The following is a 15,456-nucleotide window of genomic DNA, read 5'->3' on the forward strand; positions in this document are numbered from 1 at the left end:
ACATTTTACCTATTTGATATTATATTATCTTGTTGAAACATATTCGGAGGTGCTTTATAAAATGGCAGTAAAAATTCGTTTAAAACGTATGGGAGCTAAAAAATCTCCTTTCTATCGTATCGTAGCAGCAGACTCTCGTTCACCACGTGATGGACGTTACATCGAAGTAGTTGGAACTTACAATCCTGTAGTTCAACCAGCTGAAGTTAAAATCGATGAAGAGCTAGCTCTTAAATGGTTACAAAATGGTGCTAAACCATCTGATACAGTTCGTAACCTTTTCTCTAACGAAGGCATCATGGAAAAATTCCATAATGCTAAATTAGGAAAATAATTTCACTCGAGATGACATCACTAATCGAAACAATTGTAAAGCCGCTTGTTGATTATCCAGCTGATGTTAAAGTGGAGGAACAAGAAGATGAACGTCAAGTGACTTACATCCTTACTGTTCACCAAGAAGATGTCGGCAAAGTAATCGGCAAACAAGGCCGCGTTGCAAAAGCGATTCGAACTGTTGTGAATGCAGCAGCATCACAGCAAGGTAAAAAAGTGTATGTGAAAATTCAAGAGTAATCAAAAAGGGAGAGGGATAACCTCGCCCTTTTTTTATGTTATGATAAGATGAACGTTTTGATCACAGTAAGTCTTTTGCGAGCAAGAAGCAGCTATTTCAATACGCATGTAAAAAGCACAAGGTCACTATCTTGAGGGCGGAGGGAACGTTTTGAACATTATTCAAAAAGTGGTTGTGAAACAAGTGTTAACTGAAGCAAGCAAACAAGATCTTGAAAATCGTTTTATAAACCGCAAGCAGGCGCTTGAAAAAGAAATGGAACAGCTGAAATTTCAGTTAAAGCACATGGAAAAAGCCAATAAAGGTTCTTCTTTATTACATAGTCAATTTGAAAAAGAAAAATCCGCTCGCCTTGAAAAAATTGAAGTGTTGAACTTTCAGCTGACGCAATTAGAAAAGCTTCCTTTAGGGAGCGAACTCGTTGAAACGGAACTAGATGCCTTAGTAGAGGTAAAAATCGGCGATGATTGGGAAAAGATAAAAGAAAGTAAAACAATTATTATAAAAGATAGCAAAGTTGTTGAGATTAGATAGAGGTGAAGAAGAATGAAATGGTTTAAGGTTGGAAAAATTGTGAATACCCATGGTGTAAAAGGAGAAATTCGTATTGTATCAACTACGGATTTTGCTGATGAGCGCTATGAAAAAGGAAATAAACTTTATATCTTTAAAGAAAAGCAAAGCGAGCCAGTGGAAGTAACGGTAGCAAGCCATCGCAGGCATAAAAATTTTGATCTGCTTACATTCGAAGGCTATCACAACGTAAATGATGTTGAGCAGTACAAAAACTGCGAAGTGAAAATTCCTGAGGAGCAGCTAACGGATTTAGAAGACGGTGAATTTTATTTCCACGAAATTATTGGGTGTACAGTAAAAACAGAAGACGGAGTAGAGGTAGGAACGGTCAAAGAAATTTTAACGCCGGGAGCTAATGATGTGTGGGTCGTTAAAAAAGGCGGAAAAGAAGTTCTTATTCCTTACATCGACGACGTTGTACAATCTATTGATATAGAGGAAAAAGAGATTGTTATTACAGTAATGGAAGGGTTATTGGACTAATGAAAATTGATGTACTATCGCTATTTCCTTCTATGTTTGACGGTGTTTTTGGTGAATCAATTTTGAAAAAAGCACAGGAAAAAAATGCGGTTGAACTGAATGTAGTTAATTTCCGAGAATATTCTACGAACAAACATCAAAATGTGGACGATTATCCTTACGGCGGAGGTGCTGGAATGGTATTGACACCTCAGCCTATTTTTGACGCTGTAGAAAAGCTGACTGAAACAGCTAAGAAGCCCCGGGTAGTTTTGCTTTGTCCGCAGGGCGAACGCTATACACAGGCAAAAGCAGAAGAACTAGCAGCAGAAGAGCATTTAATTTTTATTTGCGGTCATTACGAAGGATATGATGAACGAATTCGTGAGCAGCTGGTAACTGATGAAATTTCAATTGGTGACTATGTATTAACTGGAGGAGAGCTTGGTGCAATGGTTGTGATCGATAGCGTTGTTCGCCTGCTTCCTGATGTCCTTGGCAATAATCATTCAGCTGTGCAAGACTCACACAGTACAGGTTTACTAGAGCACCCCCACTATACGCGTCCTGCTGATTTTAGAGGCTTAACAGTTCCTGAAGTACTTATGTCAGGAAATCATAAAAAAATTGAACAGTGGCGCCAAAAAGAGTCTTTAAAGCGCACGTTGCTTCGAAGACCGGACATGCTTGAAAAGATGGAGCTAACGGAAGAGCAAAAGAAACTAGTAGCTCAATTAAAAGAGGAAAACAACCTTTCATAAATCCATAAAATTTATGCATAAACTCTGTTGCATACGGTATAAGAGTGTGCTAAGATAGATTTTGTGGCTTGGGCAGATGTCTGGTCACCTATAACGATGTTCCGCTGCAATGATTGAAAAGCATTGGTATGAGCGTCTGTTGGAAGGAGTTGAAACACGCGATGCAAAAATTAATCGAAGAGATTACAAAAGAACAATTAAAAACAGATCTTCCTACGTTCCGTCCTGGTGATACTGTACGTGTACACGTAAATATCGTTGAGGGTACTCGTGAACGTGTTCAGGTATTTGAAGGTGTTGTTATTAAGCGTCGTGGCGGTGGTATCAGCGAAACATTTACAGTACGTAAGATTTCTTACGGTGTAGGTGTAGAGCGTACATTCCCACTTCATACGCCAAAAATTGCAAAAATCGAAGTAATGCGCCGCGGTAAAGTACGCCGTGCGAAACTTTATTACCTACGTGAATTACGTGGTAAAGCTGCGCGTATTAAAGAAATTCGATAATAGTAAAGGGGAGCTTGTTTATACAAGCTCCTTTTTTCAAATGTTTTTTTAGAACGATTCGTTCTCTGACAGTGAAAAATAGACGTACAAGTCATCATTTTTTTATTCTATTTATTAGGCGTTTCAAACATTATCGTTTAAAATAAAGGTATGACATAAGAGTTGGAGGACTGAAGATGGCTCGAAAGAAAAATGAACTGTGGGAATGGATAAAAGCAATCGCCATTGCCGTACTGTTAGCTGTTGTAATTCGCTATTTTTTGTTTGCACCGATTGTAGTAGATGGACTTTCTATGATGCCTACGCTGCATGACCAAAATCGAATGATTGTAAATAAGTTCTCCTATAAGATTGGTGATCCTGATCGCTTTGATATTATTGTTTTTCATGCTACAGCGGAAAAAGATTACATAAAACGTATTATCGGACTGCCGGGTGATCATATTGAGTATCGAAATGATACGCTATATGTAAATGGAAAAGCTTATAAAGAGCCCTATTTAGATCAGTATAAAAAAGAAGTGATTGACGGTAATTTAACCGAAGATTTTAAACTAGAAGACGTAACGGGTAAAAAGACCGTGCCAGAAGGCTATTTGTTCGTGATGGGAGACAATCGACGCTACAGTAAAGACAGCCGTCAGATTGGCTTTGTGAGCATGGACAAGGTGCTTGGTAAAACGAGTGCCGTATACTGGCCGATTAAAGAAGCGCGTTTTGCAAAGTAAAATATAAAAGGTGAGTAAAATATGACAATTCAATGGTTTCCTGGCCATATGGCCAAGGCCAGAAGACAAGTAACTGAAAAGCTAAAATTGATTGATATTGTATACGAACTGGTTGATGCACGCATTCCGCAATCATCGCGAAATCCAATGATTGATGAGATTATTGTGAACAAGCCCAGAATCGTATTGTTGAATAAAGTGGACAAAGCGGATCCGCGCGTCACTCAGCAGTGGTTAGATTATTACAAAGAACAAGGTATTTATGCCTTAGCTATTGACGCACAAGCAGGTAAAGGAATGAAACAAATTGTTTCGTCTTCTAAAGAACTTCTTCAAGAGAAGTTTGACCGCATGCGCGCAAAAGGAGTTAAAAAACCCCGCGCTATCCGTGCGATGATTGTAGGGATTCCTAACGTCGGTAAATCAACGCTAATTAATCGCCTTGCCAGCAAAAAAATCGCCAAGACGGGAGATCGTCCAGGTGTGACGCAGGCACAGCAGTGGATTAAGGTAGGAAACGAGCTAGAGCTGCTTGATACGCCAGGTATTTTGTGGCCTAAGTTTGAAGATGAAACAGTTGGATATAAGCTTGCGACAACGGGTGCTATCAAAGATACCATTTTAAATATGCAAGATGTCGCTGTTTATGCGCTGCGCTTCTTAACTAGCCATTACCCAGAACAATTAAAGCAGCGTTATGATTTAAATGAAATCCCTGAAGACATTGTAGAGCTTTTTGATGCAATTGGGTCGCGCCGCGGCTGTTTAATGGGTGGCGGCATGGTGGATTACGATAAAACAGCTGAGCTTGTTCTTCGAGAAATTCGAACGGATAAAATTGGCACCTTTACATTTGATGATCCAAGTGAAGCTGAACAACAGCTGTAAGCAACACATTGCGAACTGAAGCAAAAAACGCCTCTGCCTTTTCAGCATGAGGCGTTTTTTATGTGAAAGTGCCGCGTGAAAATGTTGATATAAAGAAGGTGGAGCTAATGAAAAAGAGTATTAAGGAAATAAAAGAGGAACTAAAGCAAGTGAGAAGCCCGGAAGATGCTGTATTTAAGGCATATGCGCAAGATGAGCGTAAAGGTGTGCAGCAGGTTATTATTCAAAAACAAAGGCAATTTGAAGCGGCTGAGCGCTTGAAGCAACAGTTTGATGAAATGATGGCATATGAAAATGAATTATATAGGCAAGGAGCAACTTATATTGCCGGAGTAGACGAAGTAGGAAGAGGACCGTTAGCAGGACCGGTAGTAGCGGCTGCTGTTATTTTGCCTCCCGATTTTTTTCTCCCTGGTCTGACGGATTCAAAGAAGTTATCAGAAGCAAAGCGAGAAGCGTTTTATGAAGAAATTTGTAAAAAAGCTGTCGCTATCGGTATAGGGATTATAGACGCAGAGGTCATTGATTCTATTAATATTTACGAAGCAACAAAAAAGGCAATGACTGAAGCCATTGAACTGCTGGCAGTTCAGCCTGATGAACTGCTCATTGATGCGATGAAGCTGCCGGTGCCTATTTCGCAGCAGTCAATCATTAAAGGCGATGCTACAAGCATTTCAATTGCTGCAAGTTCTGTTATTGCAAAAGTGACGCGAGATCGAATGATGAAAGAACTTGGTGAACGCTATCCTGCATACGGATTCGAAAAACATATGGGATATGGAACAAAACAACATTTAGAAGCAATCGAACAATATGGAATTTTGCCAGAACACCGCCGATCTTTTGCACCGATAAAAAACCAAGTAAACTAGAACATGATACCCGAGCATATCTCTGCTTTTTAGCGCATGTTTCAATGCGAGATTCTAGGCTTAAAAAGAATATAGCCTATGTAAGCGGAGATATTGCAGCGGGAAAAATTCGTAAATTATTTTCCTCTCAGTCTGCTTTAGTTATGAAGGTTGATTTACATGATCAACCACACGTTTAACGTCCGCAGAGCCTCATCTACTTCATAAGGTATGGTTAAGTACTATCTCCATAAAAATATCAATTTTCTTATTATTTCAATATTTTTCACTAGAATAGTAGACAATTAGACAATTATTTTTATACAATGAAAGCGCAGTCTATTTTGTGCAGTATAGTTTTGTGGTTGATTATGTTAGGAGGATGGGAAATGAATATCCATGAGTATCAAGGAAAAGAACTACTCAGAAAATATGGGGTTGCAGTACCAAACGGTCGAGTAGCTTTTACTGTTGAAGAAGCAGTTGAAGCAGCAAAGGAATTAGGTTCACAAGTATCAGTGGTGAAAGCACAAATCCATGCTGGTGGACGCGGTAAAGCGGGCGGTGTCAAAGTAGCAAAAAACTTAGATGAAGTTCGTACATATGCACAAGATATTTTAGGAAAGACCCTCGTAACGCACCAAACAGGCCCTGAAGGAAAAGAAGTTAAGCGCTTGTTAGTTGAAGAGGGATGCGATATTAAGAAAGAATACTACATCGGTTTAGTTCTTGATCGTGCAACGTCTCAAGTTGTATTGATGGGTTCTGAAGAAGGTGGAACTGAAATTGAAGAAGTGGCGGAAAAAACGCCTGAAAAAATCTTTAAAGAATATGTAGATCCTGCGATTGGTTTACAAGCATTCCAAGCTCGCAGACTTGCATTTAATATTAATATTCCAAAAGAATTAGTTGGAAAAGCAGTTAAATTCATGACAGGTTTATATACAGTATTTGTTGAAAAAGACTGCTCAATTGCAGAGATTAACCCTCTAGTTGTAACAGGTGACGGAGACGTTATGGCATTGGATGCGAAGTTAAACTTTGATTCAAATGCGCTGTATCGCCAAAAAGATATTCTTGAATATCGTGACCTTGAAGAGGAAGATGCTAAAGAAATTGAAGCATCTAAATACGACTTAAGCTACATTTCACTAGACGGTAATATCGGTTGTATGGTAAACGGTGCAGGTTTAGCGATGGCAACGATGGATATTATTAAGCATTACGGAGGCGACCCTGCTAACTTCCTGGATGTTGGGGGCGGCGCAACTGCTGAAAAAGTAACAGAAGCATTTAAAATTATTTTATCTGACCAAAATGTAAAAGGTATTTTCGTTAATATTTTCGGCGGAATTATGAAATGTGATGTTATTGCAACAGGTGTTGTTGAAGCAACAAAACAAGTTGGATTAAGCCTTCCATTAGTTGTTCGCTTAGAAGGAACAAACGTTGAACTTGGAAAAGAAATTTTACAAAAATCAGGCTTAAATATCACAGCTGCTGAATCTATGGCAGACGGCGCACAAAAAATCGTTTCACTAGTGAAATAGAAAGGCTGGGGGATAGGAATGAGCGTATTTATTAATCAAGATACAAAAGTAATTGTACAAGGAATTACAGGCGGAGTTGGCCTTTTTCATACACAGCAAATGTTAGAATATGGAACAAAAATTGTTGGTGGCGTAACGCCGGGTAAAGGCGGCTTAGAAGTAGAAGGTGTTCCGGTATTTAATACGGTTGCCGAGGCGAAAGAAAAAACAGGCGCAACGGCTTCTGTTGTATATGTTCCACCAGCATTCGCAGCTGACTCCATTATTGAAGCAGTTGACGCAGATTTAGATTTAGTTATTTGTATTACAGAAGGTATTCCAGTATTAGATATGGTAAAAGTAAAGCGTTATATGGAAGGAAAACGTACGCGTCTTGTAGGGCCTAACTGCCCAGGTGTTATTACACCGGAAGAATGTAAAATTGGCATTATGCCAGGGTACATTCACAAAAAAGGTCATGTAGGTGTAGTTTCGCGTTCTGGTACATTAACATATGAAGCTGTTCACCAACTTTCTGAAGCTGGAATTGGCCAATCAACAGCTGTTGGTATCGGCGGTGACCCGGTGAATGGCACGAACTTTATCGATGTATTAAAAGCGTTTAATGAAGATGAAGATACGTATGCAGTAATTATGATTGGAGAAATCGGCGGTACAGCAGAAGAAGAAGCGGCAGAATGGGTAAAAGCAAATATGACAAAACCTGTTGTCGGCTTCATTGGCGGTCAAACAGCGCCTCCAGGAAAACGTATGGGCCATGCTGGTGCGATTATTTCAGGTGGTAAAGGGACAGCGTCTGAAAAAATTAAAACAATGAATGAGTGCGGTATCCAAGTAGCTGAAACACCATCTGTTATGGGAGAAACACTTATTAAAGTGTTAAAAGAACAAGGCATTTACGAGCAGTGTAAGACTCATTAATAGAAGACATATAGCCTCCTTTGACCGGGGGCTATTTTGTCCATTTAAAAAGGAGATTGTAGAATGTCTGGTTTACGGGAAAAATTAATTCATTTAGCACATTGTCCATCTGTTAATTGGAAACAAATTTTTACGCTACTTCAACAGAATTCTTCATTACAAAATCTCTACGAGTACTCTCCATCACAGCTTCAAAAACTATTGACTCTCTCGATTGAACGTGCTAATCAAATAAAAAAAGATTTGCAAACTATTCCAATACGAGATATTCTAGATAAATATGACGCTGAGAATATTCGATGTGTCACCATCTTAGATGATGAATATCCTGAACTTTTGCGCCATATTTATGATCCGCCTTGGGTATTATTTGCAAGGGGGAACTTGTCTCTTTTACACGCTCCGGCAAGCTTAAGCGTTGTAGGAACAAGAAATCCTACTTCATATGGAACTGCAGCTTTAACTCGTATTGTTAAGCCGATGCTGCATGAAGAATTTGTCGTTGTGAGTGGGCTAGCCTTAGGAATTGACCAGGCTGCTCATGAACTGGCTATCGCTGAAAAAGCTAAAACGATTGCAGTTTTAGGCGGAGGGTTTTATAATATTTACCCAAGAGGAAACCAAAATTTAGCAAGAGAAATTGCGCAGCATCATTTGCTGCTTTCTGAATATGCCCCGTTTATGAAGCCGACGAAATGGTTTTTCCCTCGCAGAAACAGAATCATTAGCGGATTAACAGGAGGCACGTTGGTGGTGCAAGCAAAAGAAAGAAGTGGATCTTTTATTACCGCCGACCAGGCGCTTCAGCAAGGAAGAGAAGTATTTGCCATACCGGGTTCTATTTTTGAAGAAACATCATGTGGAACGAATAAGTTAATCCAATTAGGGGCAAAACTTGTGCAAAGCGCTGCTGATATTACAGATGAAATGATGTATATAAGATGAATGTTTCAAAGTAGTCATATTCTTGCATGGTATGAAATACTAGTGAGATACGTAGGAAAATCGTATGACTTATCTTTTTGACATTTGACAAACAAGAACCAAATATTTAATAATAATGAAGATTTTATTCTACCTCTTGAGGAGGAACAAATAGATGTCTGACTACCTAGTAATTGTAGAATCGCCTGCAAAGGCTAAAACAATTGAACGTTATTTAGGAAAGAAATATAAAGTAAAAGCATCGATGGGACATGTTCGCGATTTACCTAAAAGTCAAATGGGAATTGATATTGAACAAGATTACAACCCGAAATATATTACAATTCGCGGGAAAGGCCCGGTTTTAAAAGAACTAAAAACAGCGGCTAAAAAAGCAAAAAAGATTTACCTAGCAGCCGATCCAGACCGTGAAGGAGAAGCGATTGCATGGCATTTGGCGCACAGTTTGGATGTAGACATTGCATCGGACTGCCGCGTAGTGTTTAACGAGATTACAAAAGAAGCGATTAAAGAATCTTTTAAACATCCACGAGCAATTAATATGGATTTAGTAGATGCTCAACAAGCACGACGTATTCTTGACAGGCTGGTTGGCTACAATATCAGTCCATTGCTGTGGAAAAAAGTGAAAAAAGGATTAAGTGCCGGAAGGGTTCAATCAATTGCAGTGCGGTTAATTATTGATCGTGAAAAAGAAATTGCAAAGTTTATCCCAGAAGAATACTGGACGGTAAAAGCAACTTTTCAAAAAGGGAACGACCAGTTTGAAGGCCAGTTAATCGAATATCAAGGGAAAAAAGTAGAGCTATCGAATGAAGATGATGTAACCAACATTGTTAAACAATTAGATGGAAACGAATTTTCAATTTCTAAAGTAACAAAACGTGAGCGAAAGCGTAATGCGGCTCCTTCTTTTACCACGTCTTCATTACAGCAAGAGGCAGCGCGGAAACTGAACTTCCGAGCGAAAAAAACGATGATGATTGCGCAGCAATTATATGAAGGAATTGATTTAGGAAAAGAAGGTACAGTAGGTCTTATCACGTATATGCGTACCGATTCTACTCGTATTTCAGAAACAGCTCAAACAGAAGCTAGAGATTACATTACGAACGCGTACGGAAATCAGTTTGTGGCAACGGAAAAGCGTAAAGAAAAGAAGAATTCAAATGCGCAAGATGCCCACGAAGCGATTCGTCCAACTTCAGCTCTTCGTAAACCAGGAGAGGTAAAAGAGTTCTTATCGCGTGATCAGTATCGACTGTATAAGTTAGTATGGGAGCGCTTCGTTGCTAGTCAAATGGCACCTGCCATTATGGATACAATGGCTGTAGATTTGAAAAATGGAGACGTAACATTTAGAGCGAACGGCTCAAAAGTTAAATTTCCAGGCTTTATGAAAGTGTATGTTGAAGGCAATGATGATCAAGTGGAGGAAAAAGAAAATCTTCTTCCAGACTTAGAAGAAGGAGAAGTAGCTTATTCTAAGGACATCGATGAAAAGCAGCATTTCACACAGCCGCCGCCAAGATATACAGAAGCTCGTTTAGTTAAGACATTAGAAGAGCTAGGCATTGGCCGACCGTCTACATATGCTCCAACACTTGATACGATTCAAAAGCGCGGATACGTAGCGCTCGATAACAAGCGTTTTGTTCCAACAGAACTTGGAGAAATTGTACTAGAGCTTGTATTGGAGTTTTTCCCGGAAATTTTAGATGTAGAGTTTACAGCTAAAATGGAAAACGATTTGGATGAAGTGGAAGATGGTAATGTTCAATGGGTGCGTGTTATTGACGAATTTTACAGTGATTTTGAAAAACGCTTAGAACATGCTGAAAAAGAAATGCGCGAAGTGGAGATTAAAGATGAACCTGCCGGAGAAGACTGTGAAGAATGCGGTTCACCTATGGTATACAAAATGGGACGCTACGGAAAATTTATGGCATGCTCTAATTTCCCTGACTGTCGCAACACGAAGCCAATTGTAAAAGAGATTGGCGTAAAGTGTCCGAAATGTGAAGAAGGAAATATCGTTGAGCGAAAATCGAAGAAAAAGCGTACATTTTATGGCTGTGATCGATTCCCGGGCTGTGACTTCGTATCTTGGGATAAACCGATTGCAAGAAAATGTCCGAAATGTGAAAATCTGCTTGTAGAGAAGAAACAGAAAAAAGGAACTCAAGTCGTCTGTACAAGTTGTGATTATAAAGAGGAAGCTCAGCAGTAAAAGAGAATGGGATGAATTCCCATACTTTAAATTTAAAAATAGCAGTTATATAAGATGCGGCGACATTGCTTCATGTGCTAAAATGGAAACGTTATTAGCGACATTGAGTAATGTCGCATTTTCTTTGTCCCGTTAAAAAAGGAAAAGACAAGTGAATGAATAAGCAAAATGATAGAAAAGATAGAAATGAAGTTGGAGGATTTACAATGAATGAACAAGTAATTAATGTTATTGGAGCAGGTCTTGCTGGAAGTGAAGCAGCCTGGCAAATCGCAAAGCGCGGTTTGAAAGTCCGTCTTTATGAGATGAGACCAGTAAAGCAAACACCTGCTCATCATACGGACAAATTTGCTGAATTAGTATGTAGTAATTCACTGCGTGCGAATACATTAACAAATGCAGTGGGTGTGCTAAAAGAAGAAATGCGATTATTAGACTCTGTCATTATTCGTTCAGCAGACGAGTGTGCGGTTCCAGCAGGTGGAGCACTGGCTGTTGATCGTCACGAATTTGCCTCTCGTGTGACGGAAAGCGTTAAAAACCATCCGAACGTAACGGTTGTTAATGAAGAGATTACGGAAATTCCACAGGGACCAACTGTTATTGCAACAGGTCCGCTAACGTCAAAAGATTTATCGGAACAGCTGCGCGCGTTAACAAGTGAAGATTATTTATATTTTTACGATGCGGCTGCACCTATTATTGAAAAAGACAGCATTGATATGGATAAAGTATATCTTAAATCTCGCTATGACAAAGGGGAAGCTGCCTATTTAAACTGTCCGATGACAAAAGAAGAATTCCAGCGCTTTCATGAAGCATTAATCAATGCAGAGACGGTTCCTTTAAAAGAATTTGAGAAGGAAATTTATTTTGAAGGATGTATGCCAATTGAAGTGATGGCTTCACGCGGAGAAAAAACAATGCTCTTTGGACCAATGAAACCAGTTGGGTTAGAAGATCCGAAAACAGGAAAGCGACCTTATGCAGTTGTTCAGCTTCGTCAAGATGATGCAGCAGGTACACTATATAATATTGTAGGTTTCCAAACACATTTAAAATGGGGAGCACAAAAAGAAGTATTAAGCTTAATCCCAGGTTTAGAAAATGCAGAAGTAGTACGCTACGGGGTTATGCATAGAAATACGTTTATTAATTCTCCTAAATTGTTAAAGCCTACGTATCAATATCGCGAGCGTGATGACTTATTCTTTGCTGGACAAATGACGGGAGTAGAAGGATATGTAGAATCAGCTGCGAGCGGATTAATGGCAGGAATGAACGCGGCTCGACTTGTGCTTGGTGAAGAATTGGTTGTATTGCCGCAGGAAACAGCGATTGGCAGTATGGCTCACTATATCACACATACAAACGCCAAAAACTTCCAGCCGATGAATGCCAACTTTGGCTTATTCAAAGAATTGGAAGTGCGAATCAAAAACAAACAAGAACGAAATGAAACGCTGGCTAAACGAGCATTGGAAACTATTCAGAATTTTACAACAAAATAATCAAAATTGTTTGCAAGGGCTACTTAATTGTGATAATATTTAGTAGCCCTTGTGAGGTGATAACATTGGAATTTGTTAAAGATGTATTAAATTCCTTTCTAGAATATTTACAAATTGAGAAAAATTATTCAAAATATACAGTTGACTGCTATGAAAAAGACATAGGTATCTTCATGTCTTTTATGCAGGAAGAGCAAATACAAAACCTACAAAGTGTTACATATGCTGATGCAAGGCTGTTTTTAACACGCCTATATGAAAAGCAGTATTCAAAAAGATCGATGTCACGCAAAATTTCTTGTTTGAGAACGTTTTATCGTTACTTAAATAGAGAAGAATTAGTAGAAGATAATCCATTTGCGCTCGTTACCCTTCCTAAAAAGGAAGAGAGAAATCCTCGCTTCCTGTATGAAGAGGAGATTGTGAAATTATTTCAAATGAATGACTTAACAACTCCGTTAGGGCAGCGTAATCAGTCTCTCTTAGAATTGCTGTATGCCACCGGAATACGAGTGAGTGAATGTGCATCTATTAAGCTTAGCGATATAGATTTTTCACTTCAAACTTTGCTCGTATATGGCAAAGGGAAAAAACAACGGTACGTGCCATTTGGCTGTTATGCCAAGGACGCTCTTAGAGTATATATAGATAATGGAAGAAAGCTTCTTTTAAAAAAGGCTCCTTCTGATACTCATTCGCTCTTTTTAAATTATAAGGGGACACCGTTGACAGACCGAGGCATACGCTTAGTCATTGATCAGTTAGTAAAGAAAACCGCTGAGAATATACATATTAGTCCACACGTTTTGCGGCATACTTTTGCGACTCATATGTTAAATGAAGGGGCAGATTTACGTACAGTTCAAGAAATGCTAGGTCATGAACATTTATCAACCACTCAAATATACACACATGTGACGAAGGATCGTTTAAAGGCAGTTTATATGAATCACCATCCTCGCGCATAAAAGGAGGAGTTAATTTGTCTACTTTCCATGCTACTACGATTTTTGCAGTTCAGCATAACGGTCAATGTGCCATGTCTGGGGACGGACAAGTAACGTTTGGAAATGCTGTTGTGATGAAACATACTGCTCGAAAAGTAAGACGTCTATTTCAAGGGCAAGTTCTTGCCGGCTTTGCAGGTTCAGTAGCTGATGCATTCACTCTTTTTGAATTATTTGAAACGAAGCTTGAAGAGTATAACGGAAATCTTCAGCGTGCAGCCGTGGAGCTTGCTAAACAATGGAGAAGTGACAAAGTATTGCGAAAGTTAGAAGCAATGCTTATTGTTATGAACAAAGATAACTTACTGTTAGTATCAGGAACGGGTGAAGTTATTGAACCGGACGACGGCATTTTAGCAATTGGATCAGGCGGAAATTATGCTTTATCAGCGGGACGTGCATTAAAACAACATGCAGGCGAACATTTAACAGCTAAAGAAATTGCAAAAGCAGCTTTAGATGTAGCAAGTGAGATATGTGTTTATACAAATGATCATATTATTGTAGAAGAACTGTAGGAAAGGGGATTTTTTTATGAATTCTCATTTAACACCTCGACAAATTGTAGAAAAGCTCGATCAGTATATTATTGGTCAAACGAAGGCAAAGAAAGCGGTCGCTGTTGCGCTGCGAAATCGCTATCGCCGCGGTCTGCTAGACGAATCTTTACGTGATGAAGTTGTGCCGAAAAACATTTTAATGATTGGTCCTACAGGTGTGGGTAAAACCGAGATTGCACGCCGCTTAGCTAAGCTTGTCGGTGCACCTTTTATTAAGGTTGAGGCAACAAAATTTACGGAAGTTGGATATGTAGGACGCGATGTGGAATCAATGGTTCGTGATTTAGTGGAAACGTCAGTTCGACTTGTGAAAGAAGAAAAAATGAACGGCGTGCGTGATCGTGCAGAAGAAAATGCAAACAAGCGGATAGTGGAGCTTCTTGTTCCAAGCAAAAAGAAGCAGCAATCGTTTAAAAATCCGTTTGAAATGATTTTTTCAAACGGTACACAGTCAAGCGATGCGGATCCTGATCAAGATGAGGAAACGAATATTGCAACGAAGCGCAAGCAGATTGCTCATCAGCTTGCTCTAGGAGAGCTTGAAAATCATTATGTCACAATTGAAGTAGAAGAGCAACAGCCTTCTATGTTTGATATGTTACAAGGTTCGGGTATGGAACAAATGGGCATGAACATGCAGGATGCCTTAAGCAATTTTATGCCTAAAAAACAAAAAAAGCGCAAACTTACTGTTAAAGATGCACGAAAAGTATTAACAAATGAAGAAGCGCAAAAATTGATTGATATGGATGAAGTGACGCAAGAAGCTGTGAATCGTGCAGAACAATACGGAATTATTTTCATTGACGAAATTGATAAAATTGCTCAAAAAAGTGGTAATTCATCTTCCGCTGATGTTTCACGTGAAGGCGTGCAGCGAGATATTTTACCAATTGTAGAAGGATCAACGATTGTTACCAAATATGGTGCAGTCAAAACTGATCATGTTTTATTTGTAGCAGCTGGTGCTTTCCATGTATCAAAACCGTCGGATTTAATTCCAGAATTGCAAGGTCGATTCCCAATTCGCGTTGAATTAACGAAGCTAACCGTTGAAGATTTTATAAACATTTTAGTAGAGCCAGATAATGCGTTATTAAAGCAATATGCGGCATTATTGGAAACTGAAGGTATACAAATTGAATTTTCTGACGATGCTATACGTAAGATTGCAGAAATTGCATATCAGGTAAATCAAGATACAGACAATATTGGTGCAAGAAGGCTTCATACGATTTTAGAACGTTTGCTAGAGGATTTATCGTTTGAAGCACCAGAAGTAACATTAGAGAAAATTGTGATTACTCCGCAGTATGTGGAAGAAAAATTAGAAAAAATCGCTAAAAACAAAGATTTGAGTCAATTTATTTTATAGAACTG

The 15,456-nt window shown here is 39.1% G+C and carries 17 protein-coding genes; all 17 read left to right on the plus strand.

Annotation, left to right across the window (positions count from 1 at the left end; genetic code table 11):
• Window positions 1-61 precede the first annotated feature (61 nt).
• Window positions 62-334 (plus strand): 30S ribosomal protein S16, encoded by a 273-nt coding sequence (gene rpsP, locus ACNHOZ_RS03555; RefSeq protein ID WP_013058899.1) that lies wholly within the window; start codon window positions 62-64, stop codon window positions 332-334.
• A gap of 11 nt (window positions 335-345) precedes the next feature.
• Complete coding sequence (locus ACNHOZ_RS03560) at window positions 346-576, plus strand: KH domain-containing protein (RefSeq protein WP_013058898.1); 231 nt, start codon at window positions 346-348, stop codon at window positions 574-576.
• 151 nt (window positions 577-727) lie between these two features.
• A complete protein-coding gene (locus ACNHOZ_RS03565; RefSeq protein ID WP_013058897.1) occupies window positions 728-1,111 on the plus strand; it encodes a YlqD family protein in 384 nt (127 codons plus the stop codon).
• A 12-nt stretch (window positions 1,112-1,123) separates the two neighbouring features.
• A complete protein-coding gene (gene rimM / locus ACNHOZ_RS03570) occupies window positions 1,124-1,636 on the plus strand; it encodes a ribosome maturation factor RimM (RefSeq protein WP_028411442.1) in 513 nt (170 codons plus the stop codon).
• On the plus strand, window positions 1,636-2,376 hold the full coding sequence (gene trmD / locus ACNHOZ_RS03575) for a tRNA (guanosine(37)-N1)-methyltransferase TrmD (RefSeq protein WP_014458419.1): 741 nt from the start codon (window positions 1,636-1,638) through the stop codon (window positions 2,374-2,376). Before rimM ends, trmD begins: the two co-directional genes overlap by 1 nt.
• A 161-nt stretch (window positions 2,377-2,537) precedes the next feature.
• On the plus strand, window positions 2,538-2,882 hold the full coding sequence (rplS, locus tag ACNHOZ_RS03580; protein WP_013084808.1) for a 50S ribosomal protein L19: 345 nt from the start codon (window positions 2,538-2,540) through the stop codon (window positions 2,880-2,882).
• Window positions 2,883-3,058: 176 nt separating this feature from the next.
• Window positions 3,059-3,610: a signal peptidase I gene (gene lepB, locus ACNHOZ_RS03585; RefSeq protein ID WP_013058893.1), complete on the plus strand. Its 552-nt coding sequence runs from the start codon at window positions 3,059-3,061 to the stop codon at window positions 3,608-3,610.
• Between the two features lie 21 nt (window positions 3,611-3,631).
• Complete coding sequence (gene ylqF / locus ACNHOZ_RS03590) at window positions 3,632-4,498, plus strand: ribosome biogenesis GTPase YlqF (RefSeq protein ID WP_025750333.1); 867 nt, start codon at window positions 3,632-3,634, stop codon at window positions 4,496-4,498.
• 107 nt (window positions 4,499-4,605) lie between these two features.
• Window positions 4,606-5,373 (plus strand): ribonuclease HII, encoded by a 768-nt coding sequence (locus tag ACNHOZ_RS03595; protein ID WP_048019844.1) that lies wholly within the window; start codon window positions 4,606-4,608, stop codon window positions 5,371-5,373.
• Between the two features lie 368 nt (window positions 5,374-5,741).
• Window positions 5,742-6,902, plus strand: coding sequence for an ADP-forming succinate--CoA ligase subunit beta (gene sucC, locus ACNHOZ_RS03600; protein ID WP_013058890.1), 1,161 nt, complete (start codon window positions 5,742-5,744; stop codon window positions 6,900-6,902).
• An 18-nt stretch (window positions 6,903-6,920) separates the two neighbouring features.
• Window positions 6,921-7,823 carry a succinate--CoA ligase subunit alpha gene (gene sucD, locus ACNHOZ_RS03605; protein WP_013058889.1) on the plus strand — a complete coding sequence of 301 codons (903 nt, stop codon included), beginning with the start codon at window positions 6,921-6,923 and terminating at the stop codon, window positions 7,821-7,823.
• A gap of 63 nt (window positions 7,824-7,886) precedes the next feature.
• The gene (gene dprA / locus ACNHOZ_RS03610) at window positions 7,887-8,768 is read left to right on the plus strand and encodes a DNA-processing protein DprA (RefSeq protein ID WP_033579776.1); all 882 of its coding nucleotides are present in this window, start codon (window positions 7,887-7,889) and stop codon (window positions 8,766-8,768) included.
• 154 nt (window positions 8,769-8,922) lie between these two features.
• Window positions 8,923-10,998, plus strand: a complete 2,076-nt coding sequence (gene topA / locus ACNHOZ_RS03615; protein ID WP_028411437.1) for a type I DNA topoisomerase — start codon at window positions 8,923-8,925, stop codon at window positions 10,996-10,998.
• A gap of 206 nt (window positions 10,999-11,204) precedes the next feature.
• Entirely contained in the window at window positions 11,205-12,509 is a 1,305-nt protein-coding gene (gene trmFO, locus ACNHOZ_RS03620; protein ID WP_028411436.1) for an FADH(2)-oxidizing methylenetetrahydrofolate--tRNA-(uracil(54)-C(5))-methyltransferase TrmFO, read from the plus strand.
• A gap of 65 nt (window positions 12,510-12,574) precedes the next feature.
• A complete protein-coding gene (gene xerC, locus ACNHOZ_RS03625; protein WP_014458427.1) occupies window positions 12,575-13,477 on the plus strand; it encodes a tyrosine recombinase XerC in 903 nt (300 codons plus the stop codon).
• Between the two features lie 14 nt (window positions 13,478-13,491).
• Window positions 13,492-14,034 carry an ATP-dependent protease subunit HslV gene (gene hslV, locus ACNHOZ_RS03630; protein ID WP_013058884.1) on the plus strand — a complete coding sequence of 181 codons (543 nt, stop codon included), beginning with the start codon at window positions 13,492-13,494 and terminating at the stop codon, window positions 14,032-14,034.
• A gap of 16 nt (window positions 14,035-14,050) precedes the next feature.
• Window positions 14,051-15,451: an HslU--HslV peptidase ATPase subunit gene (gene hslU / locus ACNHOZ_RS03635; RefSeq protein WP_013084801.1), complete on the plus strand. Its 1,401-nt coding sequence runs from the start codon at window positions 14,051-14,053 to the stop codon at window positions 15,449-15,451.
• The last annotated feature ends 5 nt before the right edge of the window (window positions 15,452-15,456 follow it).

This window comes from Priestia sp. D51 (genome assembly GCF_053345675.1).

Coding starts and splice junctions, on each gene's coding strand:
- ACNHOZ_RS03595 (WP_048019844.1), top strand. CDS start 4,606: ATGAAAAAGAGTATTAAGGAAATAAAAGAGGAACTAAAGCAAGTGAGA.
- ylqF (WP_025750333.1), top strand. CDS start 3,632: ATGACAATTCAATGGTTTCCTGGCCATATGGCCAAGGCCAGAAGACAA.
- ACNHOZ_RS03560 (WP_013058898.1), top strand. CDS start 346: ATGACATCACTAATCGAAACAATTGTAAAGCCGCTTGTTGATTATCCA.
- trmD (WP_014458419.1), top strand. CDS start 1,636: ATGAAAATTGATGTACTATCGCTATTTCCTTCTATGTTTGACGGTGTT.
- sucC (WP_013058890.1), top strand. CDS start 5,742: ATGAATATCCATGAGTATCAAGGAAAAGAACTACTCAGAAAATATGGG.
- rpsP (WP_013058899.1), top strand. CDS start 62: ATGGCAGTAAAAATTCGTTTAAAACGTATGGGAGCTAAAAAATCTCCT.
- lepB (WP_013058893.1), top strand. CDS start 3,059: ATGGCTCGAAAGAAAAATGAACTGTGGGAATGGATAAAAGCAATCGCC.
- topA (WP_028411437.1), top strand. CDS start 8,923: ATGTCTGACTACCTAGTAATTGTAGAATCGCCTGCAAAGGCTAAAACA.
- sucD (WP_013058889.1), top strand. CDS start 6,921: ATGAGCGTATTTATTAATCAAGATACAAAAGTAATTGTACAAGGAATT.
- rplS (WP_013084808.1), top strand. CDS start 2,538: ATGCAAAAATTAATCGAAGAGATTACAAAAGAACAATTAAAAACAGAT.
- hslU (WP_013084801.1), top strand. CDS start 14,051: ATGAATTCTCATTTAACACCTCGACAAATTGTAGAAAAGCTCGATCAG.
- dprA (WP_033579776.1), top strand. CDS start 7,887: ATGTCTGGTTTACGGGAAAAATTAATTCATTTAGCACATTGTCCATCT.
- rimM (WP_028411442.1), top strand. CDS start 1,124: ATGAAATGGTTTAAGGTTGGAAAAATTGTGAATACCCATGGTGTAAAA.
- trmFO (WP_028411436.1), top strand. CDS start 11,205: ATGAATGAACAAGTAATTAATGTTATTGGAGCAGGTCTTGCTGGAAGT.